This is a genomic window from Leifsonia poae (assembly GCF_027921845.1).
Taxonomy (GTDB): Bacteria; Actinomycetota; Actinomycetes; order Actinomycetales; family Microbacteriaceae; genus Leifsonia; species Leifsonia poae.
The window spans coordinates 110142-136117 of the sequence record NZ_BSEN01000004.1 but is presented as its reverse complement, the minus strand read 5'-3'; the positions used below and the strand labels follow the sequence as shown (position 1 = coordinate 136117).

The following is a 25976-nucleotide window of genomic DNA, read 5'->3' as shown; positions in this document are numbered from 1 at the left end:
CGGAGCGGCGGATGCAGCGTGTGCCGGGCGAGCGAGGCTCAGCTGGCCGCAGAGGGCCGGCGAAGCCATCGGCCTCGCCGTATCGAATGGGCAGTACGCAGAAGGAGGGTCGTCCATTGTCCCGCCAAGTATACCGACGGCCGGGCCTCGATTCTGGGAAAACGTCGCGCCGCTGCGGGGCGGCCGAACGCCGCGCCTACCAGGAGACCGGCAGCGCCTTGCCCTCCTCGTAGCCGGCCGCCGACTGGATGCCCACCAGCGCGCGCTCGTGGAACTCCGACAGCGACCGCGCACCCGCGTAGGTGAAAGAACTGCGCAGGCCGGTGGTGATCATGTCGAGCAGGTCCTCCACCGACGGCCGCAGCGGGTCGAGGTAGATCCGCGAGCTCGAGATGCCCTCGGCGAACAGCGTCTTGCGGGCGAGCTCGTAGGCGTCGAGGCGTTCGAAGCGCCCCTTGACCGCCTTAGTGCTCGCCATCCCCCAGCTCTCCTTGTAGAGCGCACCGGAATCATCCGCGTCAAGGAGACCCGGGGCCTCGATCGTCCCGGCGAACCACGAGCCGATCATCACCGATGCGCCACCGGCGGCGAGCGCCAGCGCCACGTCGCGCGGGTAGCGCACGCCCCCGTCGGCCCAGACGTGCGCGCCGAGCTCGCGCGCGGCCTGCGACGTCTCGAGGACGGCGGAGAACTGCGGACGGCCGACCGCCGTCATCATCCGGGTGGTGCACATCGCGCCCGGTCCGACGCCCACCTTCAGGATGTCGGCGCCCGCCTCGACGAGGTCGCGCACGGCCTGGTCGGTCACGACGTTGCCCGCGGCGATCGGCAGCCCGAGGTCGAGGCTCTTGACCGTGCGGATCGCCTGCCGCATGCCGTCCTGATCGCCGTGGGCCGTGTCGATGACGAGCACGTCGACACCGGCAGCGGCCAGTGCCTTCGCCTTGCTCGCGACGTCGCCGTTGATCCCGACGGCGGCGGCCACGCGCAGGCGCCCGTGGGCGTCGAGCGCCGGCTGGTAGATCGTCGAACGCAGTGCGCTGCGCTTGCTGAGGGTGCCGACGACGCGGCCGTGCTCCAGGACCGGCGCGAACTCGAGGCCCGCGGCGTCCATCACCTCGAAGGCGGCGCGGCCATCCGGGATGTCCTCGGCGTCGAGGGCGGTGAGCGCACCGTGCAGCAGATCGCCCAGCCGGGCATCCGGGAGCGCCGAGCCGAGCTGGCCGGCCGAGAGAGCGCCCAAGTATTTGCCGTCGGCATCGTGTATCACGATGCCGTGCGCCTCCACGGCGGGGACGTGCCGGAGGGCGTCCGCCACCGTCTCGTCGGCAGCGAGCGCGTACGGGGTGTCGAACGCGACCGGCTGGTCTTTGACCCAGCGGATGGCGTCGTCGAGATCCTGCAGGTGCATGTCCTGCGGGAGCACCCCGAGCCCGCCACGGCGCGCGAGGGTCGCAGCGAGGCGTTTGCCGGTCACCGAGTTCATGTTCGCCGAGATGATCGGGATGGTCGCGCCCGTGCCGTCGTCGGGCGCGAGCGACACGTCGAGGCGGCTCGTCACGGACGACCGGGAGGGGACGAGGAACACGTCGGAGTAGGTGAGATCGTGGCGCGGAGTCGTTCCATAGAACTGCATGGGAATAACGCTATCCCTCCCGCCTGAGCGCCTGCACCCGCCGCTCGATGGGATTAGGCTTGATCACTGGATGGAAACGGGTGGTCAGAGCCGCCCGGTCGAGACGAATCAACGGAGAGAGTGGGCGATCGGCTGTGTCGAGCCAATTGACCGGAGTGGGAACCGACGACGGATCGTCGGGAGAGTTCGGAGCCAACGAATGGCTGGTCGATGAGCTGTACGAGCAGTTCATCGTCGACAAGAACTCTGTCGACAAATCCTGGTGGCCGATCCTCGAGAACTACCAGCCGACCGTGAAAGACGACGGCGCGCAGTCCTCGATCCCGTCGCCGGACGAAGCCCCGGCGCCCAGCCCGGCCGAACCGACCGCGCCGACTCCGAGCGAGCCGACCGTGCCGAGCCCGGCCGAACCCACCGTCCCGTCGCCCACCGAGCCCACCGTGCCATCGCCCACCGAGCCGAGCACCCCTGCCCCGGCGGAGCCGAACACGCCGATCTCCGGCTCGGCCCCGCTCACCGCACCCATCCCGGTGATCGGCGCCCAGCCCGTGGCCCGCACGACCTCGATCGCGCCCAAGCCGCAGCCGGTTCCGGCCGATGCGCCCGTCACCTCGCCCCAGCAGGTCGTCTCCGCCGACGGCGAGCCCGCCGAGGAGCCGCAGGACAAGGTCACCCCGTTGCGCGGGATGTCCAAGACGCTGGCCACGAACATGGATGCGAGCCTCACGGTCCCCACCGCGACCAGCGTCCGCACCATCCCGGCCAAGCTGATGATCGACAACCGCATCGTCATCAACAACCACCTCAAGCGCGCCCGCGGCGGCAAGGTCTCGTTCACCCACCTCATCGGCTGGGCGATGGTGCAGGCGCTCAAGGAGTTCCCGAGCCAGAACGTCTACTACGACGAGGTCGACGGCAAGCCGTCGGTCGTCGCCCCCGCGCACGTCAACCTGGGCATCGCGATCGACCTGCCCAAGCCGGATGGCACCCGCTCGCTGCTCGTCCCCAGCATCAAGCGCGCCGACACGATGGGCTTCGGCGACTTCCTCGCCGCCTACGAAGAGCTCGTCGGCCGCGCCCGCAACAACAAGCTCACGGCCGCCGATTTCGCCGGCACCACTATCTCGCTCACGAACCCGGGCGGGATCGGCACGGTGCACTCCGTTCCGCGTCTGATGAAGGGCCAGGGCGCGATCATCGGCGCCGGCGCCCTCGAGTACCCCGCCGAGTTCCAGGGCTCCAGCGAGAAGACCCTCGCGGGCCTCGCCATCGGCAAGACGATCACCCTCACCAGCACCTACGACCACCGCGTCATCCAGGGCGCCGGCTCGGGCGAGTTCCTCAAGATCGTGCACGAGATGCTTATCGGCAAGCGCGACTTCTACGAGCACATCTTCGCCGCCCTGCGCATCCCCTACGACCCGATCCACTGGGCGCCCGACATCAGTGTCGACCTCGCCAGCGCCGTCGACAAGACGGCCCGCGTGCAGGAGCTCATCAACTCGTTCCGCGTCCGCGGCCACCTGATGGCCGACATCGACCCGCTCGAGTACAAGCAGCGGTCGCACCCCGACCTCGACATCGCCAGCCACGGCCTCACGTTCTGGGACCTCGACCGCGAGTTCGTCACCGGCCAGTTCGGCGGCGACAAGCGCAAGATGCTGCTGCGCGACATCCTGGGCGTGCTGCGCGACTCCTACTGCCGCACGGTCGGCATCGAGTACATGCACATCCAGGACCCGGCCCAGCGCAAGTGGATCCAGGACAAGGTCGAGCGCGGCTACGAGAAGCCGTCGCACGACGAGCAGCTGCGCATCCTCGGCAAGCTCAACGAGGCCGAGGCCTTCGAGACGTTCCTGCAGACCAAGTACGTCGGTCAGAAGCGCTTCAGCCTCGAAGGCGGCGAGTCCACCATCGCGCTGCTCGACGCCATCCTTCAGGGAGCGGCGGAGTCCGGCCTCGACGAGGTCGCCATCGGCATGGCGCACCGCGGCCGGCTCAACGTGCTCACCAACATCGCCGGCAAGACCTACGGCCAGATCTTCCGCGAGTTCGAGGGCACGCAGGACCCGCGCACCGTGCAGGGCTCCGGCGACGTCAAGTACCACCTCGGCACCGAGGGCACCTTCAAGGCGGCCGACGGCGAGGAGATCCCCGTCTACCTCGCGGCCAACCCGTCGCACCTCGAAGCCGTCGACGGCGTGCTCGAGGGCGTCGTCCGCGCCAAGCAGGACCGCCGTCCCCCGATGACCTTCCTCACGCTGCCGATCCTGGTGCACGGCGACGCGGCGATGGCCGGTCAGGGCGTCGTCGCCGAGACCCTCCAGATGTCGCAGCTGCGTGCGTACCGCACCGGCGGAACCATCCACGTGAACATCAACAACCAGGTCGGCTTCACCACGCCCCCGACGGAGTCCCGCTCGTCGGTGTACTCCACCGACGTGGCCAAGATGATCCAGGCGCCGATCTTCCACGTGAACGGCGACGACCCCGAGGCCGTCGTGCGCGTCGCCCAGCTCGCGTTCGAGTACCGCCAGGAGTTCAAGCGCGACGTCGTCATCGACCTCATCGCCTACCGCCGCCGCGGTCACAACGAGGGCGACGACCCCTCGATGACGCAGCCGCTGATGTACAACCTCATCGAGGCCAAGCGCTCCGTGCGCCGGCTCTACACCGAGGCCCTCGTCGGCCGCGGCGACATCACCCAGGACGAGTTCGAGCAGGCGCACCGCGACTTCCAGGAGCGCCTCGAGCGCGCGTTCATGGAGACGCACGCTGCGCAGACCCACTCCACCCCGGTCATCGCCGACGACCCCGACGCCGTCGCCGACCTGGAGCGCCCCGTCGCCCAGCAGGGCGAGGACGGCTCGGGCGAGCCGGAGACCACCGGTGTCAGCGAGCAGGTCGTCCACCTCATCGGCGACGCGTTCAACAACCCGCCCGCCGGCTTCACCGTGCACCCCAAGCTGCAGCAGCTGCTCGCCAAGCGCGGCGACATGAGCCGCAACGGCAGCATCGACTGGGCGTTCGGTGAGTTGCTCGCCCTCGGTTCGCTGCTGCTCGAGGGGACCCCCGTGCGCATGGCCGGTCAGGACACGCGTCGCGGCACGTTCGTGCAGCGTCACGCCGTGCTCCACGACCGCACCAACGGTCAGGAATGGCTGCCGCTGGCGAACCTCAGCGACAACCAGGCGCGATTCTGGATCTACGACTCGCTGCTCAGCGAGTACGCGGCGATGGGCTTCGAGTACGGGTACTCGGTCGAGCGCCCGGATGCCCTGGTGCTGTGGGAGGCCCAGTTCGGCGACTTCGCCAACGGCGCCCAGACGATCATCGACGAGTTCGTCTCCTCGGCCGAGCAGAAGTGGGGCCAGCGCTCGTCGCTCGTGCTGCTGCTGCCGCACGGCTACGAGGGTCAGGGACCGGACCACTCGAGCGCCCGCATCGAGCGCTACCTGCAGATGTGCGCCGAGAACAACATGACGGTCGCCCGTCCTTCGACGCCCGCGTCGTACTTCCACCTGCTGCGCCGCCAGGCGTATGCCCGGCCTCGTCGTCCGCTCGTGGTCTTCACCCCGAAGGCGATGCTGCGGCTGCGCGGCGCATCGAGCGCGGTCGAGGACTTCACCCAGGGCAAGTTCGAGCCCGTGATCGACGACGCGCGCATCAGCGACCGCGGCGCCGTGAAGCGCGTGCTGCTGATGGCAGGCAAGATCTACTACGACCTGCTGAACGAGCTCGACAAGCACCCCAACCCGGAGATCGCGCTCGTGCGCGTCGAGCAGTACTACCCGTTGCCCGCCGCCGACCTGAAGGCCGTCGTCGCGTCCTACCCCAACGCCGAGCTCGTCTGGGTGCAGGACGAGCCGGAGAACCAGGGTGCCTGGCCGTACATGATCCTCGAGACCTCCAAGCTGGGCCCGCGCCCGCTCGGCGTCATCTCGCGTCCGCCGTCGGCAGCGCCCGCCGCCGGCTCGGCCAAGCGCCACGCGCAGGAGCAGAGCCTGCTCATTCAGCGGGCTCTCACCCTCTGATCCACGGCGCACCGAAGGGTGCCCGCCGCGCCGGATCCAACGATCCGGATGCGGCGGGCACCCTTCTTTCGTGGCGAACGGCGGGCGTATGGTGACGTCATGACCGTCATCACGCACCATCGGTTGGGCGAGCCCTGCTGGGTCGACTACTCCAGTTCGGATCTCCCCGCGTCACGGGCCTTCTACACGGGTCTCTTCGGCTGGGAAGCGGAGGAGGGGCCGGCCGAGTACGGGGGCTATCTCACGTTCCGGTCGAACGGCCGCGCGGTAGCCGGGATGGGCAGCGTGATGGGCGAGCAGCAGCCGAACCTCTGGACGACGTACCTGCTGGTCGAAGACGCAGAGGCGACGGTGACGTCCGCCGTCGACGCACGCGCTGAGGTACGGGCACCGACGATGACGGTCGGCGACAAAGGCGCCATGGCCGTGCTCGGCGATCCGGGCGGCGCCGCGGTCGGACTCTGGGAGCCGGGACTCTTCCGCGGCTTCGAGGTCGTGGCGGAGTCGGGCGCACCCGCCTGGCACGAGCTGTACGCCCGTGACTATCCCGCGCAGTTCGACTTCTACACGTCGGTGTTCGGCTGGCACACCGAGATCCTGGGCGACACGGCCGACTTCCGCTATGCGACATTCGGACCCGAGGGCGCTCCGACCGGCGGCATCTACGACGCGGACAAGATGCTTCCCGACGGCGTCCCCTCGCACTGGACGATCTACTTCGGCGTCGACGACGCCGACGCCGCCTGCGCGCGCGTCCTGGAACTCGGCGGCACCGTCATCCGCGACCCGTGGGACAGCGAGTTCGGGCGGTTCGCGCAGGTGAACGATCCGCTCGGCGGCATGTTCCTGCTGCACCACATCGGCAGCGGGGGCGCGCCCTCCGCGTAGGGCCCAGGTATTCGGAACGCTGGATCGTCAGCAGCGGTCGGTCAGTGCGTGGCCTGGATCGCGCGGATCCGCAGCAGCACCTCGGTGCGCAGCGTGGCCGGAGCCGTCTCCTTGCATGCCCGCTGCACCACCTCGGTGAGCACCACGCTCAGGTGCGCCTCGTCGGAGCATCCGTCGCAGTTGGCGAGGTGCTCGCGGATGTCGGCTGCATCTTCGCGGCACAACTCGTTGCGAAGGTACTCCTCGAGGTCTTGCTTGGCTTTGTCGCAGCCGCAGTCGGTCATTTCGTGCTCCTGGGGGTCTGCACGGCGGTGAGTCCCCGCTCGTGCGCGTAATCGTTGAGAAGCTCCCTCAGCATCCGGCGGCCGCGGTGCAGGCGGCTCATCACGGTGCCGATGGGGGTCTTCATGATGTCGGCGATCTCCTGGTAGGAGAACCCTTCGACGTCGGCGAAGTACACGGCCATCCGGAAGTCCTCCGGAATGGCCTGAAGCGCGTCCTTGACGGCACTGTCTGGCAGGTGGTCGATCGCCTCGGCCTCGGCGGAACGGCTGGACGACGCGGTGGTGGATTCCGCCCCGCCGAGCTGCCAGTCCTCGAGTTCGTCGATCGTCCCCTGGTAGGGCTCGCGCTGCTTCTTGCGATAGGTGTTGATGAACGTGTTCGTCAGGATGCGGTACAGCCAGGCCTTCAGGTTGGTGCCCTGCTGGAACTGGCGGAACGCCGCGTACGCCTTCACGAAGGTCTCCTGCACCAGGTCCTGCGCGTCGGCAGGGTTCCTGGTCATGCGAAGAGCTGCCGCATAGAGCTGGTCCATGTACGGGAGTGCCTGCTCCTCGAAGAGGGGACCGAGGTCTCCGGTTTCGGGCGCGTCTGTGTCGGTGGTCATCAGTGGCCAGTCTAGTTCTGCCAGTGCATCCACACTGGGAGAGTCCAGAACGGCGGTGAGGGATGCCACGGACTGTCCTTCCTTCGGTTGAAAACGCGGATAATCTTGAGAACAATGCTGATCTCCAAATATTCCGCGCCGGAGTTCGATCCGTACGGCGACAACACGCACGATGAGCCCAACACGCTGTGGCCCGCGCCGGTCGCCAGCGGTCCCCTGAACGCGTCGGTGTCGCTTCCCGGGTCGAAGTCGCTCACGGCCAGGGAGCTGATCCTCGCTGCCCTCGCCGACGGCCCGTCGCTCCTGCGCGCGCCCCTGCACTCGCGCGACAGCCAGAACATGGTCGAGGCCCTGCGCGCCCTCGGGGTCGGCATCGAGGAGAAGGCAGGCGCCGGCGAGTTCGGCCCCGACCTGCTCGTCACCCCGGCAGAGGAGCTGCTGGGGAGCACCACGATCGACTGCGGCCAGGCCGGCACCGTGATGCGCTTCGTGCCACCGATCGCCGGGCTGGCGCTCGGACCGACCATGTTCGACGCCGACGACTCGGCGCGCGGCCGCCCGATGGGCTCCATCATCCGCTCGCTCCGCGACCTCGGCGTCGACATCAACGACGACGGTCGCGGCTCGCTGCCGTTCACCGTGCACGGCACGGGATCCGTCGCCGGCGGCGCCATCACGATCGACGCGTCGTCGTCGAGCCAGTTCGTCAGCGCCCTGCTCCTCTCCGCTTCCCGCTTCGACGCCGGCCTCGACCTCACGCACGAGGGCGAGCGCCTGCCGAGCCTCCCGCACATCGCGATGACCATCGCCACCCTCGCGGCGCGCGGTGTCACGGTCGAGTCACCGGAGGTCGGGCGCTGGATCGTGCATCCGGGCCCCATCGCCGCACTCGACGTCGACATCGAGCCCGACCTCTCCAACGCGGCGCCGTTCCTGGCCGCCGCCGTGGTGACAGGCGGTTCCGTGACGATCACCGGATGGCCGTCCCTGACCACGCAGGTCGGAGCGGACCTCGCCGACCTCCTCCCCCTCTTCGGCGCGACCGTCACCCGCGACGGCGACCGCCTCACGGTCACGGGCGCCGACACGATCCAGGGCGTGACGCTCGATCTCACCACCGGAGGCGAGCTCGCGCCGGCCCTCGTCGCGATCGCCGCCCTGGCCGACGGGCCGAGCGAGATCACCGGCATCGGCCACATCCGCCACCACGAGACCGATCGGCTCGCCGCCCTCGTCGCCGAGATCAACGGCCTGGGCGGTGCGGTCACCGAACTGCCGGACGGCCTGCGCATCGAACCGCGCCCGCTCACGGGCGGCGTCTGGCGCAGCTACGAAGACCACCGGATGGCCACGGCCGGCGCCATCATCGGCCTGGCCGTCCCCGGCGTCGAGATCGAGAACGTGGCCACGACGGCCAAGACGCTGCCGCAGTTCACGCAGCTCTGGGCGCGGCTGGTCGAGGAAGGCACCGCCTAGATGTCGTGGTGGGCTGACGACGAGGACGAGCCGGACGAGTACGACGAGTACGACGAAGCCGACATCCGTTCCCGGCCCAACCCGAAGGGCAACCGCCCGCGCACCAAGACCCGGCCCGAACACACGGATGCCCGCATCGCGCGTGTGCTCGGCGTCGACCGTGGCCGGTACACAGTGCTGCTCGACGAGGACACCCCCGACGAACGGCAGGTGACGGCCGCGCGGGCGAGCGAATTGCGCCGCCAGGCCATCGTCACGGGCGACAGGGTCGCCGTCGTGGGCGACACCTCCGGCGAAGACGGGACGCTCGGACGCATCGTGCGCATCGAGCCCCGCACGACCCTGCTGCGCCGGAGCGCCGACGACACCGACGAGGTCGAGCGGGTCGTCGTCGCCAACGCCGACCAGATGCTGATCATGGTCGCCGCCGCGAATCCGGAACCGCGCACGCGACTCGTCGACCGCTATCTGGTCGCTGCCTTCGACGCCGGGATCCGGCCGATGCTCTGCGTGACGAAGATCGACCTGGCCGACCCCGGGCCGTTCCTGGAGAACTTCGCCGGGCTCGACCTCCCCGTCTTCACCAGCCGAGAGGACGACATCCCCGTCGACGCCATCAAGGCGGCGCTCGTCGGCCACGACACCGTGGTGGTCGGGCATTCGGGCGTCGGCAAGTCGACGCTGGTGAACCGGATCGTTCCCGGAGCGAAACGGGCGACGGGCCATGTGAACGTCGTGACGGGCCGCGGCCGCCACACCTCGTCGTCGACGGTGTCGCTGCGCGTGGAGAACGGCGAGGGGCACGGCTGGGTCATCGACACCCCCGGCGTGCGCTCGTTCGGCCTCGGGCACATCAACACCGACAGCATCCTCAAGTCGTTCACCGATCTGGCCGAGCTCGCCGAGGACTGCCCCCGCGGCTGCACCCATCTGCCGGATGCCCCCGACTGCGCCATCAACGAGGCGGTCAGGGCCGGCCGGCTGGGCGACATCGGCCGGGCGCGCCTCGACTCGCTGCAGCGCCTGCTCACGACGTTCGCCCACTGATCCCGGCCGACGCGCCCGCGACCGCCTCGAGCGCGACAGAATGGGAGCATGAGTGATGTGCGACTTGAAGCAGGCGAGAAGGCACCAGCGTTCTCGCTGAAAGACCAGGACGGCGCGACCGTCTCGCTCGGTGATTTCTCCGGAGAGAACGTGATCGTCTACTTCTATCCGGCCGCGATGACACCCGGATGCACGACCGAGGCGTGCGACTTCCGCGACAACCTCAACTCGCTGAAGTCCGCGGGCTACCAGGTGATCGGCATCTCGAAGGACGCGCCGGCCAAGAACAAGCAGTTCCAGGAGCAGGACGGGCTCAACTTCCCGCTGCTCTCCGATGAGGACCTCGCGGTCCATCAGGCCTACGGCGCGTACGGCGAGAAGAAGCTCTACGGCAAGACCGTGACCGGCGTGCTGCGCTCGACGTTCGTGGTCGACCCCGACGGGAGCGTGCGGCTTCCGCTGTACAACGTCAAGGCCACCGGACACGTCGCCAGCCTCCGGAAGAAGCTCGGCATCACCTGAAAAATACAAATATTTACAATGCGTGATTCTGGATTCTAGAGTCGACAACGCGGCGGATCCTCGCCGCATATCGTCACAAGGAGCTCCACCAGATGAACGCAGTCGCCGAGCAGGCCCAACCCCTTCCCACATCCCGTATCGCAGATCCCGCCCCGCTCGGACTCACGGCGTTCGCCCTGACCACCGTTCTGCTGAACCTCGCGAACGCGGGCATCGTGCCCGAAGCCGCCGTGGTCGCCGTGAGCATGGGGCTGTTCTGCGGCGGCTTCGCGCAGTTGGTCGCGGGGATGTGGGAGTTCGCTCGCGGGAACACCTTCGGCGCGACGGCGTTCTCGGCGTACGGGGCGTTCTGGCTGTCGTACTGGTGGCTGCAATCCACCGCGGGGGTCGCGGAACAGGCGGGCGGCACCGGGTTCGGCATCTACCTGCTCTGCTGGGGGCTCTTCACCGTGCTCATGACCATCGCCTCGGCCAAGACGGACGGTGCGACGCTGGCCACCTTCAGCCTCCTGACGGTGACGCTCCTGATCCTCGCCTTCGGCGACCTCACCAGCACGATGGGGCTGACCCGCGTCGGAGGCTGGTTCGGTCTCTTGACCGCAGCAGCCGCCCTGTACACCGCGTGGGCCGGCGTCATGAACGCCACCTGGAAGCGTTCGGTGCTGCCGGTCTGGCCGCGCGTATAGAGCGATAGGCGTGCTGCCGCGGCGACAGCGGGAACGCGAGGGCGGCACGCCTCAGTGGCGCTCTGGCGCCGTCGGAGTGATGGGGCGACCAATCGGTCGCCCCATCGCCTATTCCGGCCGTGGCGCCCCGCCAGTGGTCGCTCTGACCACCTGAGGGCTGAGCGCGAGCAGGATCGCGACGACCGCGGGCACGAGCAGCGCCCAGCCCAGCGCCGGCTGTGCGTACAGGCCCTGGAACGAGCCGACGGCCACCGCGATCTGCAGGATCTGGATGGTCACGGTCGAGGCCCGCGACCAGCCGCGTGCGCGCAGGACGCCGATCGCGGTACCGGTGACCCACACGGCCGCTGCGACGACGAGTACGACGATGGCGACGGCGCTCGCGAACGACTGCGGCTTCAGCGTCAGGAGGTCGACGAGGAGCCAGACCGCCAGTGCGGCCACCAGAGCCGCCTCGAGGAACATCAGTACGGCGAGGGCGACGAGCAGAGGGGGCCTGCGCACAGCGCCTGCCTTCACCCCGCCGGAGGAGCGGTTCGGGTCGGTGGGCTCGCCCTCCGAGGGGGCGGGAACTATATCATCCATGCGTTTCCGACTCGTGTTCACAGCGTTATCCCATACAAAACTATTGATTCAGATTATGCGCTATGGGAGCATATTTGAGGTCGAGTTAGCGCTCACAGGGTCGTGGGCAGGTCTATCCCCTCGGATCAACGCACCCTGAACTCGACTGCTTACCACGCATTCTAGGCCGATCGGCCATGCACTCAGCAATTAAAGGAGCACTAACCATGGACTGGCGCGACAAAGCTGCCTGCCTCACCGCGGACCCCGAGTTGTTCTTCCCTGTCGGCAACACCGGGCCCGCCGTCGACCAGATCGACAAGGCGAAGACCGTCTGCGCTCGTTGCACCGTCACCGAGATCTGCCTGCAGTACGCACTCGAGACCGGCCAGGACTCCGGCGTCTGGGGCGGCCTCTCCGAAGACGAGCGTCGCGCTCTCAAGCGCCGCGCCGCTCGCGCCCGCCGCGCGTCCTAGTACCGTCACCCGGCGCCACCGAGGCCTCTGCCGCTCCTCCCTACACCTAGCAGATGGAGGAGCGCAGAGGGACCTCGGTTTTTCTGTGTCCGGATCGCGCGCCGCGCGTACCGGCGGGGCCGCTCAGGACTTGTTGAGGTAGCGCAGCGGGATCTCGATCGTGACCTCGGTGCCCTGTCCCATCAGGGTGTGCCAGTCGATCGTGCCGCCGAGCTCGCCCTGGATGAGCGTGCGCACGATCTGCGTACCGAGTCCGCTGCCGACCTTGCCCTCCGGCAGGCCGGAGCCGTTGTCGACCACTTTGACCGTAAGCGACTCCTTCGACCGGTGGGCGATGATCTCTACCTGACCCTCGCGACCGGCGAGCCCGTGTTCGACGGCGTTGGTCACCAGCTCGGTGAGCGCGAGCGCCAGCGGGGTGGCGTACTCGCTGGGGAGCTCGCCGAAGCTGCCGGACGACTTCGGATGCACGGTCGTGTTGTGACTCGACGCCACCTCGGCCACCAGCAGCAGCACGCGATCGAACACGTCGTCGAAGTCGACGATCTGCGCCAGACCGGTCGAGAGCGTGTCGTGCACGACCGCGATGGCCGCCACGCGCCGCATCGCCTGGCTGAGTGCCTCACGCGCCTCCTCGGAGTGCGTGCGGCGCGCCTGGATGCGCAGCAGCGAGGCCACCGTCTGCAGGTTGTTCTTGACCCGGTGGTGGATCTCGCGGATGGTCGCGTCTTTCGTGATCAGTTCGCGCTCCTGGTGGCGCATCTCGCTGACGTCCCGGCAGAGCACGATCGCGCCGACCCGCTCGCCCCGGTTGCGGATCGGGATGGCCCGCAGCGAGACGGTCACGCCGCGCGCTTCGATGTCGGTGCGCCAAGGGGCACGGCCCGTGACGACGAGCGGGAGCGACTCGTCGACGGTCATCCGGCCGGTGAGCAGTCGCGTGGTGACGGCCGCGAGGGACTCCCCCTCGAGCTCGTCGGTGAAGCCCATCCGGTTGAACGCCGAGAGCGCGTTCGGGCTGGCGAACGTGGTGATGCCGTCGACATCGAGGCGGATGAGGCCGTCGGACGCGCGCGGAGCGCCTCGGCGCGGCCCGGTCGGGGCGCCGAGGTCGGGGAAGTCGCCGGTGGCGATCATGTTGAAGAGGTCGTTGGCGCAGTCGTTGAACGTGAGTTCCTGGCGGCTGGGGGTGCGTGCCTCGCTGAGGTTGCTGTGCCGCGTGATCACCGCTACCGGCAGCTCCGCCGTCTGGGCCGAGTTGACATTGATGCGCCGGATGACGGGCACCGCTCGCACGCGCGTCGGCGTCTCCTCGAACCAGTCGGGCGCCGAGGTGTCGATGATCTGCTTGGTCTCGTAGGCCTCGGTGACCTGCTGCCGCCATTCCGGCTTGATGCGCTGGCCGACGAAGTCCCGGTAGAACAGCGTCGCGGCGCTCGACGGGCGAGCGTGAGCGACGGCGACGAAGTCGTCGTCTTCCGTCGGCACCCAGAGCACGATGTCGGCGAACGCGAGGTCGGCGAGCAGCTGCCAGTCGCCGACCAGTCCGTGCAGCCAATCGACGTCGGCCTCCGAAGAGCGGCCCTGGGCAAGCACGAGATCACTGAGCGTCGACACCCACCCAGTCTAGGCAGAACCCCGAGAGCATCACGAAAGTTATCCACAGCGCGTTGGTGCCCTGGACTCATCATCCCGCCCCTGGTTGAGTGGCACCCAGGACGGCCGGCGCGGCGGGGAGAACGTGCGGGACGTCGGCCGGAGAATGCCGTGCCGCCGCTGGAAGAACGAGGGGACCACCATGAGCACAGCTGTCGACTACGACGTCCGAGAACCACCGGAGGCCGCACCACGGCGGGCCGCTGGCGATCGGACATCCCGGCAGCGACGCTGGCGGCATGTCACTCCGCCGCCCGGCGCCGCCGAGCCGGAACAGGCAGCTCCCGCGACCAACGCGAACACCGCACTGGCCGCCGTGACACCGGTTCGCCCGTATCCGGATGCCGCGGCCGGCGATGTCGCGCTCGACCCGGCCCCGCTCCTGGTCAACCTCACCCGCTGCGTCGTCGAGATCCTCGCCGGCGTGCGCAACCTCGAGCAGCTGTCGCGCTGGGTGACCGACGACGTGCACACCCACCTCGTGCGCCGCGTGACGATCGCGGCACGCGCGCGGGCGATGAGCGGCGCCCAGGCGCAGCGCCCACGGCTCGTCGTCGGAGAGCCGATCGTCTCACGACCCAGCGACGGGGTGATCGAAGCCGTCGTGATGGTTCATCAGCCGGCGCGATCGCGCGCGGTGGCGATCCGGCTCGACGAGTTGGGAGGGCGCTGGCGCGCGAGCGCCATCACGGTGCTGTGAGCCGTACGGCCGCGAACCGGCGGTCACGACGGCACGTCAGAACGTGAGCAGCCCCCGGCGGCGGAACTGCGCGACCACCCGCGCCACCAGCTCCGCCGTCGGCGGCTGCGTGTCCGTCAGTGTGTAATCGATCCCGAGGCGTTCCCACTTTCCCGCGCCGAGCTGATGGAAGGGCAGCACCTCGACGCGCTGCACGTTCGGCCACCGCTGCACGATGTCGGCGACGGCCTCGACGTTCTCCGGGTCGTCGGACAGCCCCGGGACCAGCACGAAGCGCACCCACACCGGCACGGCGGCGCGCGCCAGCCGATCGCCGAAGTCGATGGTGGGCCGAAGCTCGGCTGTCGTCACCTCCCGATAGGTGCCGGCGATACCCGACTTCACGTCCAGGAACACCAGGTCGAGATCGTCGAGCAAGGCGTCCGACGCGCGGCGGCCCAGGTTCCCGCTCGTGTCGAGGACGGTGTGGACGCCCATCGCCCGCGTGGCCCGAGCCAGCCGTGCCACGAAGGCCGACTGCAGCAGGGGTTCGCCGCCGGAGATCGTGAGCCCGCCTCCGGTCACCTGGAAGATACGGCGATACCGCTCGACCCGTCGCACGACCTCGTCCAACGTCGTGGTGACACCGTCCCGCATCTTCCACGTGTCGGGGTTGTGGCAGTAGCGGCACCGCAGCGGACAGCCGCTGAGGAACAGCGTCATGCGGGTACCCGGGCCGTCGACGGCGGTGACCAGCTCCCAGGAGTGGATGCTGGCCACGCGACCGTCTCGGCGCGCGGCCAGCTCCTCGCTGCGGGAGAGGGCATCCGGTGACGGCCCGGGCCCCACCTCAGACTCCCGCGTGGAACGTGCGGTTGAGCACGTCCAGCTGCTGCTCACGGGTGAGGCGGACGAAGTTGACCGCGTACCCGCTCACCCGGATGGTGAGCTGGGGGTACTCCCCCGGGTTCTCCATGGCGTCGATCAGCGTCTCCCGATCGAGCACGTTCACGTTCATGTGATACCCGGATGACGCCGTGTAGGCATCGATGACACCGACGAGATTGTCCACCTGCTCGTCCCGCTCCCGCCCGAGCCCGCTGGGCACCACCGTGATCGTCAGAGAGATCCCGTCCTGAGCGGACTCGAACGGCAGCTTGGCCACCGACAGCCCGCTGGCGAGCATCCCGTGCGAATCGCGGCCGTTCATCGGATTGGCGCCCGGAGCGAACGGCTCCCCGGCACGGCGGCCGTCGGGGGTGTTGCCTGTCGCTTTGCCGTACACGACATTCGAAGTGATCGTGAGCACCGACTGGGTGTGCTCGGCCTGGCGGTACGTCTCATGGCGGCGGATCATCTCCATGAACTGTTCGACCAGCTCGACGGCGATGGTGTCGACACGGTCGTCGTCGTTCCCGAAGGCCGGGAACTCGCCCTCGATCAGGTAGTCGACGATGAGGCCGCTCTCGTCGCGAACGGGCGAGACGGTGGCGTGCTTGATCGCGGAGAGCGAGTCGGCCACGACGGACAACCCGGCGATGCCGCAGGCGAGTGTGCGCTTGACGTCTCCGTCGTGCAGCGCCATCTCGAGCCGCTCGTAGGCGTACTTGTCGTGCATGTAGTGGATGGCGTTGAGGGCGTCTACGTAGGTCTCGGCGAGCCATTCCATCGTGCGGGTGAAGGCCGGACGCACCTTCTCGTAGTCCAGCACGTCACCGGCGTACGGCGCCGACTTCGGAGCGACCTGCGTGCCGGTCAGCTCGTCGCGACCGCCGTTCAGCGCGTACAGCAGAGCCTTCGCGAGGTTCACCCGCGCCCCGAAGAACTGCATCTGCTTGCCGACGGTCATCGGTGAGACACAGCAGGCGATCGCGGCATCGTCTCCGCACGCCGACCGGATGAGCGCATCCGACTCGTACTGGATGGCGCTGGTATCGATGGAGACCTGTGCGCAGAACCGCTTGAACCCCTCCGGGAGCGCTGCCGACCAGAACACGGTGAGGTTCGGCTCCGGCGCCGGGCCGAGGTTGTAGAGCGTCTGCAGCATCCGGAAGGCCGTCTTGGTGACCAGGGTGCGACCGTCGTCGCCGGTGCCGCCGATCGACTCCGTGACCCAGGTGGGGTCGCCGCTGAAGAGGGCGTCGTATTCCGGCGTCCGCAGGAAGCGCACGATCCGCAGCTTGATGACGAGATCGTCGATGAGCTCCTGCGCCCGGTTCTCGGTGAGCAGACCGCGGGCCAGGTCGCGCTCGATGTAGACATCGAGGAATCCCGCGTTACGCCCGAACGACATCGCCGCGCCGTTCTGCTCTTTGACCGCACCGAGGTACGCGAAGTACAGCCACTGCACGGCCTGGTGCGCCGTCTCGGCCGGGCGGGAGATGTCGAAGCCGTAGTCCGCCGCCATCACCGTCAGCTCCTTCAGAGCGCGGATCTGCTCGGCGTTCTCCTCCCGGCGCCTGATCACGGTCTCGGTGGTGAACTCCTCGTCGAGCTCGGCGCGCTCCCGCTTCTTGTCCGCGATGAGGGCATCGACCCCGTACAGGGCGACGCGGCGATAGTCGCCGATGATGCGGCCCCGGCCGTAGGCATCCGGCAGTCCGGTGATCAGATGGCTGCTGCGCGCACGCCGCACCGACGACGGGTACACGTCGAAGACGCCGTCGTTGTGGGTCTTGCGGTAGCGCGTGAAGATCGAGGCGACCTCCTGGTCGACCTCGTAGCCGTATGTCTTGAGCGCGCCCTCGACCATGCGCCAGCCGCCGTTGGGCATGATCGCGCGCTTGAGCGGCGCGTCGGTCTGAAGGCCGACGATCAGCTCGTTCTCCTGGTCGATGTAACCGGGGAGGTGCGAGGTGATCGTCGACGGAGTGTGGGGGTCGACGTCGTACACCCCGCGCTCGCGCTCCTCGGGGAACAGCTCGGAGAGCCTGCCCCAGATGCCCCGTGTGCGCGCCGTCGCCCCTTCGAGGAAGTGGTGGTCACCGTCGTAGGGCTGATAGTTGCGCTGGATGAAGTCGCGCACGTCGATGGAGACGCGCCACGGCCCTGCGACGAAGCCCTCCCAGGCCGCCGCGACGCCCGTCTCGTCACTCCCCGCGTCTGTTCCGGCACGCGTTCCGGTGTGCTCGACGATGCTCATGGTTCTTCGCCCTCCTCGTGGGATCGTGCGTTCCCGCGGGGACGGATTCACCCCACGATGCGACGCTGCGGGGCGAGCGACGCCCGCCGTCTCGCTGGACGACGAGCCACTCGTCCTAGCCTCAACGCTAGGCAGCGGCGGGCGCGTCACACCCGGCGGCGGCCGGGTTCCGTGCAGGGGAGGAACGAAAGAACGGGGCCGCCACCGGTTGCTGAACCGATGACGACCCCGTCTACGTGGACGTTCTCTAGCGCTTGCGCTCCTGCGCCCGGCGCTCGGCGCGGTTGGTCGGAGCCGCCTGGTCGCCGTCGATCTTCTGACCGAAGGCACCGCGCTGCGTGGCGCCCTGCGCGGGAGGCGCGGCGGGCTCGTTGGCCTGCTGCGCTGCGCGCTGTGCACGGGCGGTGGCGCCCTGCTCGATCTGGCCGCGCTGATTGCGCACCTCGACACCGCCGGCGTCGCTCGGAGCCGAGTAGCTGAGGCGCGGCTCGTTCTCACCCCGGCCGAGACCCTTGGCCGCGACGCTGGGCGATTCGACCTCACCGGGAGCCTGGTTGACCTCGACTTCGAGGTTGAACAGGAAGCCGACGGTCTCCTCGCGGATGGATCCCATCATCTGCTGGAACATGGCGTAGCCCTCGCGCTGGTACTCGACCAGCGGGTCGCGCTGCGCCATCGCCCGCAAGCCGATGCCGTCCTTGAGGTAGTCCATCTCGTACAGGTGGTCGCGCCAGCGACGGTCGATGACCGAGAGCACGACGCGGCGCTCCAGCTCGCGCATCGCCGACGATCCGAGCGACTCCTCGCGGTTCTGGTAGGCGATGCGGGCGTCGGAGAGGATCTCGCGGCGCATGAACTCGCGGTTGATCTTGCCCTTGTTGCCCGCCTCGGTGATGACCTCGTCGATGGTCACGCCCACCGGGTAGAGCGTCTTGAGCTCGGCCCACAGGGCGTCGAAGTCCCAGTCGTCTCCGTTGCCCTCGCCGGTGTGCGAGTCGAGGATGTCGTCGATCACGTCGGTGAGGAACTGCTGCGTGCGCTCGTGGAGGTCGTCGCCCTCCAGGATGTGGCGACGGTCGCCGTAGATCGCCTCGCGCTGGCGGTTCAGGACGTCGTCGTACTTGAGCACGTTCTTGCGGATCTCGGCGTTGCGGGCCTCGACCTGCGACTGCGCACTGCGGATCGCGCGGCTGACGACCTTCGACTCGATGGCCAGGTCGTCCGGCACGTTTCCGCGGCCCATCAGGCTCTCGGCCGCACCGGCGTTGAAGAGGCGCATCAGGTCGTCGGTGAGCGACAGGTAGAAGCGGCTCTCACCGGGGTCGCCCTGACGGCCGGAACGACCGCGCAGCTGGTTGTCGATGCGCCGGGACTCGTGGCGCTCCGTTCCCAGAACGTAGAGTCCGCCGGCGTCGATGACCTTGTCCGCCTCGATGGCGACGGTGTCCTTCACCGCGGTGAATACCTCATCCCACGCGGCCTCGTACTCGTCGGGGGTGTCGACCGGCGACAGTCCGCGGCTGTTCATCTCGGCGACCGCGAGGAACTCGGCGTTGCCGCCGAGCATGATGTCCGTTCCACGGCCGGCCATGTTGGTGGCGACCGTGACTGAGCCGAGCCGGCCAGCCTGGGCGACGATGGCCGCCTCACGCGCGTGGTTCTTGGCGTTCAGAACCTCGTGGCGCACGCCCTTCTTGGCGAGCAGACGCGAGAGGTATTCGCTCTTCTCGACGCTCGTGGTGCCCACGAGCACCGGCTGGCCCTTCTCGTGCCGCTCGGCGATGTCTTCGACGACCTGGGCGAACTTGGCCTGCTCGTTCTTGTAGACGAGGTCGGACTGGTCGATGCGCTTCATCGGCTTGTTGGTGGGGATCGGGACCACACCGAGCTTGTAGGTGCTCATGAACTCGGCGGCCTCGGTCTCGGCCGTACCCGTCATGCCCGACAGCTTCTTGTAGAGGCGGAAGTAGTTCTGAAGGGTGACCGTGGCGAGCGTCTGGTTCTCCGCCTTGACCTCGACGCCTTCTTTGGCCTCGATGGCCTGGTGGATGCCCTCGTTGTAGCGACGGCCCATCAGGATGCGGCCGGTGTGCTCGTCGACGATGAGCACCTCGCCGTTCATCACGACGTAGTCCTTGTCGCGCTTGAAGAGCGCATTCGCCTTGATGGCGTTGTTCAGGAACGAGATGAGCGGGGTGTTCGCCGACTCGTACAGGTTGTCGATGCCGAGGTAGTCCTCGACCTTCTCGATGCCGGGCTCGAGCACACCGACGGTGCGCTTCTTCTCGTCGACCTCGAAGTCGACGTCGGGCTCGAGGCGCTTCGCCAGGCTCGCGAACTCGTTGAACCAGCGGTTGGCCTCGCCTGAGGACGGACCGGAGATGATCAGCGGCGTGCGGGCCTCGTCGATGAGGATCGAGTCGACCTCGTCGACGATCGCGAAGAAGTGGCCGCGCTGCACCATGTCGCTCGCCTGCCACGCCATGTTGTCGCGCAGGTAGTCGAAGCCGAACTCGTTGTTGGTGCCGTAGGTGATGTCGGACGCGTACTGCTCGCGGCGCTCCTCCGGCGTCTGACCGGACAGGATCACGCCGGTGGTCATGCCGAGGGCGCGGTAGACGCGGCCCATCAGTTCGGACTGGTAGCTGGCGAGGTAGTCGTTGACCGTGATGACGTGCACGCCACGGCTGGCGATGGCGTTCAGGTAGGCCGCGGTGGTCGCGACCAGGGTCTTGCCCTCACCGGTCTTCATCTCGGCGATGTTGCCGAGATGAAGCGCGGCGCCGCCCATGATCTGCACATCGAAGTGACGCATCCCGAGGGTGCGCTTCGCGGCCTCGCGCACGGCCGCGAACGCCTCGGGCAGGAGGTCGTCGAGCGACTCGCCGTTGCTGTACCGCTCGCGCAGTTCGACGGTCTCGTGCATCAGCTCTTCGTCGGTCAGCTCGCTGAAGTCGTCTTCGAGCGCGTTCACCGCTTTGGCATACGCCTCCAGCCGACGGAGGGTGCGACCCTCACCGACTCGGAGGACCTTTTCCAGTACTGAGGCCACCTATGCACTCCACTTGTCTGTCTTGCCGGTCCGGACGCTGCTCGACCGGGAACGAAACTCTCACAATGCTAGTGGGTTGGCCAGGTGCTTTCCTGAGAACGGACGCCGATGGGCACCGCCGCCTGGGCGGCGCCCATCGGCGCGTCGGGCAGGCAGCCGATCAGCTGCCGAGCTTGCGGCTGGCCGTCGCCACCTCCTGCAGTTCCTCGGCCTCCTCATCGAGCGCGATCACACCGTAGTCCCAGCCTTTGCGGCGGTACACGACGCTCGGGCGCGCGGATTCCTGGTCGATGAAGAGGTAGAAGTCGTGGCCGACGAGCTCCATGTAGTAGAGAGCGTCGTCGACGGTCATCGGCACGGAGGCGAACACTTTCTGCCGGATCACGACCGGGCAGTATTCGTCCTCTGCCTCGACGGCCGCCTCGGCCTCATCGGACACGACGGGGATGCTCCCCGTGCGAACCTGATCGAGAACGGCGACCGGCGCAGCAGAGATGCCGACGGTGCTGAAGCCGTCGGTGCTGGCCTCGCGGAGCGACGTCGGGCGATGCTGCCCGCGATGCACCTTGCGGCGGTCCTTCGCACGGCGCACCCGCTCGAGGAGTTTCCCGAGAGCGATGTCGAACGCCGCGTACTTGTCCGTTCCCGTCGCCTCCGACCGCACGACGGCCTTCGGTCCGACCAGGGTCAGTTCCACCCGGTCGTCGCCGTTCTGCCCGCCAGACTTCTCGTTGTGCCGGCTCACCTTGATCTCGAACGAGATGGCCCGTTCTGCGAGATGTGAGACCTTCGCCGCCTTCTCGGTGGCGTATTCACGGAAGCGATCAGTGATGTCCAGGTTTCGTCCGATGATGTTGATGTCCATTGCGACCTCCCTGATCTGACGTGTCACTCGCCCGATCACGAAGGGCGGGTCATCCACGCCTTTTCGACCACCGTAGTGCCGTCCCGCTCGAATGTGAACAGGTAGAGCCGATCGGTTCGCTGTGCAATCGCTGAGGCTCTACCGAAGGCCCCGACGCCGTCTCCGAAGCGCCGTGTGGGCCACCACGGCGATACCGACGACCACTCCTCCGGCGGCCTCGACGGCGCGTGCTGCCTCGCGCACCGTCGCGCCGGACGTCACAATGTCGTCGACCACGATGCAGTCCGAACCCGCCAAGCGGCGCGGGGCGGAGAACGATCCCGACCTGTTCCGCGCACGGTCGGCGACCGACAATCCGGCCTGGTCGGCGCTCTTCCGCACGAGCCTGAGCCGCTGGGCGGTCGGCAGCCGCGCGCGGCGCAGCAGCAGTTCCGTCGGGTGATATCCGCGCCGCCGAAAGGCCGCCCGCGTCGACGGGATCGTCACCAGAACCACGAGGCCTTCCCGTCGCTCCACCCCGGCATCGGCGAGCGCGGCCAGCACGGATGCCCGGAGAGCGCGCGCAAGCGTCGGGCCGGCGTCCGTTCTGCCGTGGTCCTTGTACGCGAGCACCACCGAACGCACCGCTCCCGCGTATCCCAGTGCGGTCCAGACCGGTGCGGGCGCGTCGACGTCGCCCACCCGCTCCGGCCGCGGGTCGAGGGCGCGGCGGCACGCGCGGCAGAGGGACCGGTCCGGAGCGCCGCACCCGCTGCAGGTCACCGGCGAGACGACGGAGAGGGCGTCGAGCAGGGCCTCCCGCAGCGGAGGGAGCAGAACGGGGAGCAGCGCACGGAGGTGCCGAAGGAGTCGCTCGGCAACGGTCATGCGACGAGCATCCCGTCACCGCGCTCTGCGCAGTGCGCCTCCGACCGGATCCGTGGACAGCGCCGGCCGAGCGCCCCCTGTGGAGTCGCCTGCCCCGTGGAGCCGCCTAGGGCTGCCCCAGCTGCACCGCCACGGCGCTGACCTTGTCGGTCTGGGCCTGCCATCCGGTGCCTGTCGGCGCCTGCAACGACTGGGTCGTCGTGAGCACCAGATACCGGGAGAGCCCTCCGGCTCCGACGATCGTCACGCCGCCGGCCGGCCCCGACGTCGTCACGAGCTGACCGCCGATGGTCTGCTCGGCGATCGACGTCCCACTGCCGGTGGTGGTGCTCAGCACCGCGACATCGAGCTCGCCGATCCACGTCACCGATCGCGGCGTGCCGGTGCCGAGCGCGAGCTCGAGCGGCTCGCTGAGCGTCGTCGGGACCCCGCCTTCGCCCCGGGTGATCCCGGCCGCCACCAGCGAGTAGGACGACCCCGACTTCAGCAGCGCGACCAGACGCGCACCGTCGCGTGAAATGGCCAGCGACAGGATCTGAGACGCCGCCGGCCAGGCGGTCTTCACCGCGTGGTGCGCGCCGTCGGAACCCGTCGCCTGCACCGCCCCCGGCGCATTCCCGGGCACGGTCCACACCCATCCGCCGCCGTCGATCGACGGCGCGATGAGGCCGGGTCTGGTGTCCACTCGCAGCGCATCCGACGTTCGGCGCACCAGGTATGCAGCGCCGTGCGAGAGGACGGCCGCGGCGTCACGCGACGCCGTGAGCGCGACGGACGACGGCTGCAGTGCGACGATCTTGTCGCTCAGCCCGCTGATCGGGGTGACGGTCGACCCGTTGAGCAGGCCGAACTCCCCGGCGCGCGCGACGATGGGGTGGGAGTCGACCGGGGGATCCTGCGTCGGCCGGTTGCTCTCGCTGATCGGCGGGATCTGCTGCACGTTGCCCTCGATCGAGAGCTGCACCGACTGCGCGAGGGTCCCGAGACTCGATTCCAGCTGCAGCTGCATGCGCTCCAGGCCGAGGGTGTCCGCCTGCCCGGCCTGAGAGCTCAGATCGACCTTCGCGACCCCGCCCTCCGTCGTGACGGACGGGAAGGCGAGCTTGGTGCCGTCGGGGAATGCGTTCGTCACCGCCCGCGAGAGCCACTTCGACGGCCCGTCGAGCACGGCGGACGTGACGCGGGTGGCGGCGCTGGCGACGCGGGCGGGGAACCAGCGCGCATCCGGCACCAGGTAGGCGAAGTCGGGGCTGTAGAAGTAGAGCGTCTGCTGCGCGTAGACCGCGTGGAAGGTCGGGTCGTCGATGACGACACCGTTCGGCGCGACGGCGATCCGCCACTCGTCGTCTTCACGCTGGAGTTCGTAGCGCAGACTGACCGGCGCCGTGCTGCTGACCGGATGGTAGGCCCCCACGCTGTCGACGTTGGCCACCGGACTCACATCGACGGTCCACTGGTTCCCCTCGTGGTCGTAGCTGCGGTTGCGGCCGTCGTCGACGGTCACCGACTCGTCGGGGTTCCACGTCGCCGACATCGATTTGGTCAGGTACTGACGGGCGATCGAGAAGCCGTTCTTCGGGCTCGACGCCGCATCGATGAATCCCTGCACGATGCGCTCGGGGGTCGCTCCCGGGGCGGGCGGCGACGGATTGAAGTCGAGGTCGAGCGGATCGTTCACCTGAGCGATCGGGCCGCCCTGGCGCACGGCGCCGGAGTCCGGGATGCTCGCACAAGCGGCCAGCACACCGAGCAGGGCCATCGCGACGGCGGCGACGACGACAGTCCGGATGCGCCCTCTCTTGCGCGGCGCGGTTCGAACGCTCATGCGTGCGCCTCCGTCCCGGCCTCGAGGGCCCCCTCGGCACCGTTGTCCAGGGCACCCGCACCGGCCGCGGGATGGGGCGCGGTGCCGGCGTCGAGCGGCGGCAACGGCAGGGGGGACGACGTGATCTCACGCCCGGGCACGCGCGGGAGCGTCAGCCGGAAGCACGAGCCCGCCCCCGGCGACGACCAGACCTGCAGCCAGCCGGAGTGCAGCGTCGCGTCCTCGAGCGAGATCGCGAGACCGAGTCCGGTGCCCCCGATCGTGCGCTTGCGCGACGGGTCGGCGCGCCAGAAGCGATCGAAGACGTGGTTGACGTCGGCCTGGCTCATGCCGAGGCCGTAATCGCGCACCGAGAGGGCGACGGCGCTCTCGTTGCTGTCGACCGTGACGACCACCGGACGCCCCTCCCCGTGCTCGATCGCGTTGCCCAGCAGGTTGCGCACGATCCGCCGGATGCGCCGCGGATCCATCCCGACGTCGAAGTACCCGCCCGGCGCCTCGAGCCGCAGCTCCGTCCCGTTCTGCTCGGCGAGGGTGCGCATCTCGTCGACGGTGTCGTCGGCGAGCCGCACGAGGTTCGTCGGCTCGGGGTCGAGCACCACGGAGCCGGCGTCATACCTGCTGATCTCGAGGAGGTCCGAGAGGAGGCGGTCGAACCGCTCGATCTGCGTGTGGAGCAGCTCGGCGGTGCGTTCCGTCGCCGGCGGGAAGGACTCGCGCTGGTCGTAGATGACGTCGCCGGCCAGCCGGATGGTCGTGAGCGGCGTGCGGAGCTCGTGGGACACATCGGAGACGAAGCGCTGCTGGAGCTGCGACAGCGCAGCGAGCTGGTTGATCTGGCTCTGCAGGCTGTCGGCCATGCCGTTGAACGAGCGGGCCAGCGAGGCGAAGACGTCTTCACCGCGCTCAGGGATGCGCACGGCGAGGTCGCCGGAGGCGAGACGTTCGCTGGTCTCGGCGGCTACCCGGATGGGCTGCACCACGAAGCGGACGATCACGTACGTGATCGCGCCGATCAGCAGCACGAGCGCGAGGCCGGCGAGCAGCAGGGTGCCCTGCACGAAGACAAGGGTGCTCTCCGCGTCGCTGAGGTTGTACCCGATGTACAGCTCGTAATGCCCGTAGGCGGGCAGCGTGAGCTGGGTCCCCACCACGATCCCCGGATCCGTCGAGCCGTTCCCCGCCGGCAGCGCGACCGACTGGTAGTACTGCTTCGTCCCGCCGTTCTGCACCTGCTTGCGCAGCTGATCGGTGATCACCGCGTTGAGACTGGGGCTCCCCCGGTCGGGCGGAGCGATCGTGGTCGTGTCCTGACCCGGCACGCGATAGGCGGCGATCAGGCGGCTCGACGTCGAGCCGAGAACGGCGGTGAGCGCGCTGCTCAGCAGGTTCTTGCCGGAGTCGCCCGGCGAGACGTCGGCGGCGTTGAGCGCGGACTGCCCGGCCGTCGTCGCGCGGCTGGAGTCGCGCAGCGCCTGGTCGAGCCGAGACTGGTAGAGGTCGTTGCTGATGCTCAGCGACATGTAGACGCCGGTGACCAGGATGGCGACGCCGGTCAGCAGCAGGGTGATCGCGACGGTGCGCACCTGGAGCGAGGTGCGCCAGAGTCGCGCCAGGTGCGACGGCACCTGCCGCCACCACTGTGCGTCCAACCACCGGTACCGCATCGCTC

At 68.7% G+C, this 25976-nt stretch carries 20 protein-coding genes; 8 read left to right on the top strand and 12 right to left on the bottom strand.

Annotation, left to right across the window (positions count from 1 at the left end):
- Nucleotides 1-196: 196 nt before the first annotated feature.
- A complete protein-coding gene (gene guaB1, locus PKE84_RS05920; RefSeq protein WP_271176302.1) occupies nt 197-1636 on the bottom strand; it encodes a GMP reductase in 1440 nt (479 codons plus the stop codon).
- A gap of 134 nt (nt 1637-1770) precedes the next feature.
- On the opposite strand from guaB1, the gene PKE84_RS05915 reads away from it, so the two are divergent.
- Nucleotides 1771-5670 (top strand): multifunctional oxoglutarate decarboxylase/oxoglutarate dehydrogenase thiamine pyrophosphate-binding subunit/dihydrolipoyllysine-residue succinyltransferase subunit, encoded by a 3900-nt coding sequence (locus tag PKE84_RS05915; RefSeq protein WP_271176301.1) that lies wholly within the window; start codon nt 1771-1773, stop codon nt 5668-5670.
- Between the two features lie 99 nt (nt 5671-5769).
- The gene (locus PKE84_RS05910) at nt 5770-6558 is read left to right on the top strand and encodes a VOC family protein (protein ID WP_271176300.1); all 789 of its coding nucleotides are present in this window, start codon (nt 5770-5772) and stop codon (nt 6556-6558) included.
- A gap of 41 nt (nt 6559-6599) precedes the next feature.
- On the opposite strand, the gene PKE84_RS05905 is transcribed toward PKE84_RS05910, so the two are convergent.
- Nucleotides 6600-6842, bottom strand: a complete 243-nt coding sequence (locus PKE84_RS05905; protein WP_271176299.1) for a zf-HC2 domain-containing protein — start codon at nt 6840-6842, stop codon at nt 6600-6602.
- Nucleotides 6839-7447 carry a sigma-70 family RNA polymerase sigma factor gene (locus tag PKE84_RS05900; RefSeq protein WP_271176298.1) on the bottom strand — a complete coding sequence of 203 codons (609 nt, stop codon included), beginning with the start codon at nt 7445-7447 and terminating at the stop codon, nt 6839-6841. The genes PKE84_RS05905 and PKE84_RS05900 overlap by 4 nt, the downstream gene beginning before the upstream one ends.
- Before the next feature lie 114 nt (nt 7448-7561).
- Here PKE84_RS05900 and aroA point away from each other — a divergent pair, with 114 nt between their 5' ends.
- From aroA to PKE84_RS05880, 4 genes are all read left to right on the top strand, one after another.
- Nucleotides 7562-8923, top strand: coding sequence for a 3-phosphoshikimate 1-carboxyvinyltransferase (aroA, locus tag PKE84_RS05895; RefSeq protein ID WP_271176297.1), 1362 nt, complete (start codon nt 7562-7564; stop codon nt 8921-8923).
- Nucleotides 8924-9970, top strand: coding sequence for a ribosome small subunit-dependent GTPase A (rsgA, locus tag PKE84_RS05890; RefSeq protein WP_271176296.1), 1047 nt, complete (start codon nt 8924-8926; stop codon nt 9968-9970).
- A gap of 48 nt (nt 9971-10018) precedes the next feature.
- On the top strand, nt 10019-10492 hold the full coding sequence (gene bcp, locus PKE84_RS05885; RefSeq protein ID WP_271176295.1) for a thioredoxin-dependent thiol peroxidase: 474 nt from the start codon (nt 10019-10021) through the stop codon (nt 10490-10492).
- Between the two features lie 92 nt (nt 10493-10584).
- Complete coding sequence (locus PKE84_RS05880; RefSeq protein WP_271176294.1) at nt 10585-11178, top strand: acetate uptake transporter; 594 nt, start codon at nt 10585-10587, stop codon at nt 11176-11178.
- Nucleotides 11179-11286: 108 nt separating this feature from the next.
- Here the strand turns inward: PKE84_RS05880 and PKE84_RS05875 are convergent, their stop codons facing one another.
- Nucleotides 11287-11682 (bottom strand): hypothetical protein, encoded by a 396-nt coding sequence (locus PKE84_RS05875; RefSeq protein ID WP_271176293.1) that lies wholly within the window; start codon nt 11680-11682, stop codon nt 11287-11289.
- Between the two features lie 287 nt (nt 11683-11969).
- Here PKE84_RS05875 and PKE84_RS05870 point away from each other — a divergent pair, with 287 nt between their 5' ends.
- Nucleotides 11970-12218: a WhiB family transcriptional regulator gene (locus PKE84_RS05870; RefSeq protein WP_044442296.1), complete on the top strand. Its 249-nt coding sequence runs from the start codon at nt 11970-11972 to the stop codon at nt 12216-12218.
- Between the two features lie 123 nt (nt 12219-12341).
- On the opposite strand, the gene PKE84_RS05865 is transcribed toward PKE84_RS05870, so the two are convergent.
- Complete coding sequence (locus tag PKE84_RS05865; RefSeq protein WP_271176292.1) at nt 12342-13835, bottom strand: sensor histidine kinase; 1494 nt, start codon at nt 13833-13835, stop codon at nt 12342-12344.
- Between the two features lie 181 nt (nt 13836-14016).
- Between PKE84_RS05865 and PKE84_RS05860 the strand changes: the two genes are divergently transcribed.
- Nucleotides 14017-14574: an Rv3235 family protein gene (locus PKE84_RS05860; protein ID WP_271176291.1), complete on the top strand. Its 558-nt coding sequence runs from the start codon at nt 14017-14019 to the stop codon at nt 14572-14574.
- A 36-nt stretch (nt 14575-14610) separates the two neighbouring features.
- Here PKE84_RS05860 and pflA read toward each other — a convergent pair whose 3' ends face one another.
- The 7 genes from pflA to mtrB all read right to left on the bottom strand — a co-directional run bounded on the left by pflA (nt 14611) and on the right by mtrB (nt 25971).
- Entirely contained in the window at nt 14611-15402 is a 792-nt protein-coding gene (pflA, locus tag PKE84_RS05855; protein WP_271176290.1) for a pyruvate formate-lyase-activating protein, read from the bottom strand.
- 1 nt (nt 15403) lies between these two features.
- Nucleotides 15404-17695, bottom strand: a complete 2292-nt coding sequence (gene pflB / locus PKE84_RS05850) for a formate C-acetyltransferase (protein WP_271176289.1) — start codon at nt 17693-17695, stop codon at nt 15404-15406.
- Between the two features lie 247 nt (nt 17696-17942).
- Nucleotides 17943-20747 (bottom strand): preprotein translocase subunit SecA, encoded by a 2805-nt coding sequence (gene secA, locus PKE84_RS05845; RefSeq protein WP_271176288.1) that lies wholly within the window; start codon nt 20745-20747, stop codon nt 17943-17945.
- A 160-nt stretch (nt 20748-20907) separates the two neighbouring features.
- The gene (hpf, locus tag PKE84_RS05840) at nt 20908-21612 is read right to left on the bottom strand and encodes a ribosome hibernation-promoting factor, HPF/YfiA family (protein ID WP_271176287.1); all 705 of its coding nucleotides are present in this window, start codon (nt 21610-21612) and stop codon (nt 20908-20910) included.
- A 138-nt stretch (nt 21613-21750) separates the two neighbouring features.
- Nucleotides 21751-22479 (bottom strand): ComF family protein, encoded by a 729-nt coding sequence (locus PKE84_RS05835; RefSeq protein ID WP_271176286.1) that lies wholly within the window; start codon nt 22477-22479, stop codon nt 21751-21753.
- Between the two features lie 106 nt (nt 22480-22585).
- On the bottom strand, nt 22586-24304 hold the full coding sequence (locus PKE84_RS05830; protein ID WP_271176285.1) for an LpqB family beta-propeller domain-containing protein: 1719 nt from the start codon (nt 24302-24304) through the stop codon (nt 22586-22588).
- Complete coding sequence (gene mtrB / locus PKE84_RS05825; protein WP_271176284.1) at nt 24301-25971, bottom strand: MtrAB system histidine kinase MtrB; 1671 nt, start codon at nt 25969-25971, stop codon at nt 24301-24303. Before mtrB ends, PKE84_RS05830 begins: the two co-directional genes overlap by 4 nt.
- Nucleotides 25972-25976: the final 5 nt, after the last annotated feature.

Excerpts from the sequence above, each read along its gene's own strand:
- guaB1 (WP_271176302.1), bottom strand. The coding sequence starts at position 1,636 with ATGCAGTTCTATGGAACGACTCCGCGCCACGATCTCACCTACTCCGAC.
- PKE84_RS05910 (WP_271176300.1), top strand. The coding sequence starts at position 5,770 with ATGACCGTCATCACGCACCATCGGTTGGGCGAGCCCTGCTGGGTCGAC.
- PKE84_RS05905 (WP_271176299.1), bottom strand. The coding sequence starts at position 6,842 with ATGACCGACTGCGGCTGCGACAAAGCCAAGCAAGACCTCGAGGAGTAC.
- PKE84_RS05900 (WP_271176298.1), bottom strand. The coding sequence starts at position 7,447 with ATGACCACCGACACAGACGCGCCCGAAACCGGAGACCTCGGTCCCCTC.
- aroA (WP_271176297.1), top strand. The coding sequence starts at position 7,562 with ATGCTGATCTCCAAATATTCCGCGCCGGAGTTCGATCCGTACGGCGAC.
- rsgA (WP_271176296.1), top strand. The coding sequence starts at position 8,924 with ATGTCGTGGTGGGCTGACGACGAGGACGAGCCGGACGAGTACGACGAG.
- bcp (WP_271176295.1), top strand. The coding sequence starts at position 10,019 with ATGAGTGATGTGCGACTTGAAGCAGGCGAGAAGGCACCAGCGTTCTCG.
- PKE84_RS05880 (WP_271176294.1), top strand. The coding sequence starts at position 10,585 with ATGAACGCAGTCGCCGAGCAGGCCCAACCCCTTCCCACATCCCGTATC.
- PKE84_RS05870 (WP_044442296.1), top strand. The coding sequence starts at position 11,970 with ATGGACTGGCGCGACAAAGCTGCCTGCCTCACCGCGGACCCCGAGTTG.
- PKE84_RS05860 (WP_271176291.1), top strand. The coding sequence starts at position 14,017 with ATGAGCACAGCTGTCGACTACGACGTCCGAGAACCACCGGAGGCCGCA.
- pflB (WP_271176289.1), bottom strand. The coding sequence starts at position 17,695 with ATGAGCATCGTCGAGCACACCGGAACGCGTGCCGGAACAGACGCGGGG.
- hpf (WP_271176287.1), bottom strand. The coding sequence starts at position 21,612 with ATGGACATCAACATCATCGGACGAAACCTGGACATCACTGATCGCTTC.
- PKE84_RS05835 (WP_271176286.1), bottom strand. The coding sequence starts at position 22,479 with ATGACCGTTGCCGAGCGACTCCTTCGGCACCTCCGTGCGCTGCTCCCC.
- PKE84_RS05830 (WP_271176285.1), bottom strand. The coding sequence starts at position 24,304 with ATGAGCGTTCGAACCGCGCCGCGCAAGAGAGGGCGCATCCGGACTGTC.
- mtrB (WP_271176284.1), bottom strand. The coding sequence starts at position 25,971 with ATGCGGTACCGGTGGTTGGACGCACAGTGGTGGCGGCAGGTGCCGTCG.